This is a genomic window from Acidimicrobiales bacterium (assembly GCA_035533595.1).
Lineage (GTDB): Bacteria > Actinomycetota > Acidimicrobiia > Acidimicrobiales > Bog-793 > DATLTN01.
This window is the reverse complement of sequence record DATLTN010000062.1, coordinates 1-2,527: the sequence shown is the minus strand read 5'-3', so window position 1 is coordinate 2,527 and position 2,527 is coordinate 1. Positions and strand designations below refer to the sequence as shown.

Sequence of the window (2,527 nt, the reverse complement as noted above, 5' to 3'; positions counted from 1 at the left end):
GACCACTCCCAGACAGAGGGCGCACCCGCTCCCGCCGTCTTCGTGCGCCTCGCCGGCGGCGATCCGGGTGGCGCGTACGCGCGACTGCGAGCCGTGGCGAAGACCCTCGACTTCTCCGTCGAGGAGACGAGGCTCTCGGCCGGATCGAACGGGGACTGCTCGCACGCCCGCCGCCTCATCCGCGTCGAGGAGCGGAACGCCCCGGCCCAGCAGGTGAAGACGCTCGCGCACGAGCTCGCGCACGCGCTCCTCCATGAGCAGTTCGTCAGCCGAGCCCTCGCCGAGCTCGAGGCCGAGTCGGCGGCGTACGTCATCTGCGCGGCGCTCGGCATCGATTCCGGGGACTACTCCTTCGGTTACCTCGCCACCTGGGCCGGGGGAGGGGCTGACGCCGTGGCGGCGATCAAGAGCTCCTGCGCCCGCATCCAGCGGGCGGCGCGTGCCGTCCTCGACGCGCTTGCCTGGATCGAGGAGGTGGACGGCCTGGAGGGCGGCCCCACGGCTTCTCCCGCGGTGCGGCTCACCCAACTGGCGCTCCGTTGAAGCGCGGTCGCGAGTACCGCCGCGCGCGGTCGACTGCTCGGAGCGCGCGAGGCGCGTCGGCGCGCTCGTGGCGGCACCTGCCGCACCGAACGCGGCGGCGTCGATCTGCAACGATGCGTGCAGCGCCTCGACGCCCGATCGACTAAAGGGAGCGGTTACCCCAATGGCTCAGTCCCCAGCGCCCCGCCTTCCGGGACGCCACCTCGTCCAGGTCCCCGGCCCGACCAACGTCCCCGAGCGCGTGCTGCGGGCGATGGCGGCACCGACGCTCGACCACCGCGGCCCGGAGTTCGCGACCCTCTTCCAGGAGTTCATGCCGTTGTTGCAGCGGGTCTTCTCCACCTCGGGCCCCGTGGTGATCTTCCCCGGCTCGGGGACGGGAGGCTGGGAGGCCGCCCTCGTGAACACGCTCTCACCGGGCGATGCCGTCCTCACCGTCGAGACGGGCCACTTCGCCAGCCTGTGGGCGAAGGTGGCCGCGCAGTTCGGCCTCGACGTGCAGACGATCGCCACGGACTGGCGCTCTCCGGTCAACCCCGCGCTCGTCCGGGAGCGCCTCTCGGCCGACGCCGCCCATGCGATCAAGGCGGTCCTCGTCACCCACAACGAGACCTCGACCGGCGTGACGAGTGACATCGCCGCGGTCCGCGAGGCGATCGACGCGGCGGGCCACCCCGCGCTGCTCTTCGTCGACGCCGTCTCCTCGCTCGCCTCGATCGACTACCGCCATGACGAATGGCGGGTCGACGTCACCGTCGCCGGCTCCCAGAAGGGGCTGATGCTGCCGCCGGGCCTCGGGTTCAACGCGGTCAGCGAAAAGGCGCTCGCGGCGAGCACGGGCGCGTCGCTGCCACGGGCCTTTTGGGAGTGGAAGCCCGTCCTCGACCAGAACGCGAGTGGCTTCTTCCCCTACACCCCGGCGACGAACCTGCTCCTCGGCCTGCGAGAGGCGCTCGGCATGCTGATGGAGGAGGGGCTCGAGCAGATCTTCTCCCGCCACCTCCGCCACAGTCGCGCGGCGCGCGCCGCGGTCGAGGCCTGGGGCCTCGAGCTCCTCTGCACGGCCAAGGAGGCCTACAGCCCGACGGTCACCGCCGTGCTCCTGCCGGAGGGCCACACCGACGCCGAGTTCCGCAAGGTCGCCCACGACCACTTCGGGCTGGCGCTCGGCGCCGGCATGGGCCAGCTCGCCGGCAAGGTCTTCCGAATCGGGCACCTCGGGGACTTCGACGACCTGTCGCTCATCGCCGCCCTCGCCGGAGTGGAGCTGAGCCTCGAGCGGGGCGGCCTGCCGCACCACCACGGGGGCGTCGCCGCGGCGCTCGACGAGCTCCGCGCCTCGGCGTAGGGACCTGCGCACGCGCGACGGGCGCGGCGCGGGTCTCGCCGTTAGAGCGCACGCGCCTGGGGTAGGCACCGCGCGGCCCCGGTGCCCGTCGACGGCACCAGGCGAGGAGGCGATGACATGCCGCAGGGAGCTTGGAGCGCGAAGCGCGAGCGTCAGTACCAGCACGTGAAGGAGGGCTTGAAGCGCCGAGGCCGTTCGAACGACGTCGCTGAGGAGATCGCGGCGCGCACGGTGAACAAGGAGCGGGCGCGCGCCGGCGAGGCGCGCACCGCGAGCCGGACCTCGACCGAGGACCTCTCCTCGGGGCGGCGCGGCGGCCTGCGTTCGCACCGTGGCCCGGGAGGTCGCACCCTCCGCCAGCTCTACCAAGAGGCGCGCCACAAGGGCATCAAGGGACGCTCGAAGATGAACAAGGCGGAGCTCGAGCGTGCCGTCGACCGCTGAAGACCTCGTCTCGTAGCCGCCGGGCGGCGGCCCAGCTGAAAGGTTGATATCTCGATCAACCTTGCACGAAGGCGGTTCCCGGCGTTACGGTGGGCCAACGCACGGCGGCAAAGGAGCGAGGGGCATGGCAACTGAGCGGAGCGTTCGCACCTCCCGGGGGGACCGCTTCCTGCGGTCGTTCATCGACACCGA

At 72.1% G+C, this 2,527-nt stretch carries 3 protein-coding genes; all 3 read left to right on the top strand.

Going from position 1 to position 2,527, the window contains the following annotated elements; genetic code table 11:
- On the top strand, positions 1-543 hold a 543-nt coding region (locus tag VNF07_11960), incomplete at its 5' end, for an ImmA/IrrE family metallo-endopeptidase (protein HVB06950.1).
- A gap of 163 nt (positions 544-706) precedes the next feature.
- Positions 707-1,891 carry an aminotransferase class V-fold PLP-dependent enzyme gene (locus tag VNF07_11955; protein HVB06949.1) on the top strand — a complete coding sequence of 395 codons (1,185 nt, stop codon included), beginning with the start codon at positions 707-709 and terminating at the stop codon, positions 1,889-1,891.
- Between the two features lie 117 nt (positions 1,892-2,008).
- Entirely contained in the window at positions 2,009-2,335 is a 327-nt protein-coding gene (locus tag VNF07_11950; GenBank protein HVB06948.1) for a hypothetical protein, read from the top strand.
- Positions 2,336-2,527: the final 192 nt, after the last annotated feature.

Coding starts and splice junctions, on each gene's coding strand:
- VNF07_11950 (HVB06948.1), top strand. CDS start 2,009: ATGCCGCAGGGAGCTTGGAGCGCGAAGCGCGAGCGTCAGTACCAGCAC.
- VNF07_11955 (HVB06949.1), top strand. CDS start 707: ATGGCTCAGTCCCCAGCGCCCCGCCTTCCGGGACGCCACCTCGTCCAG.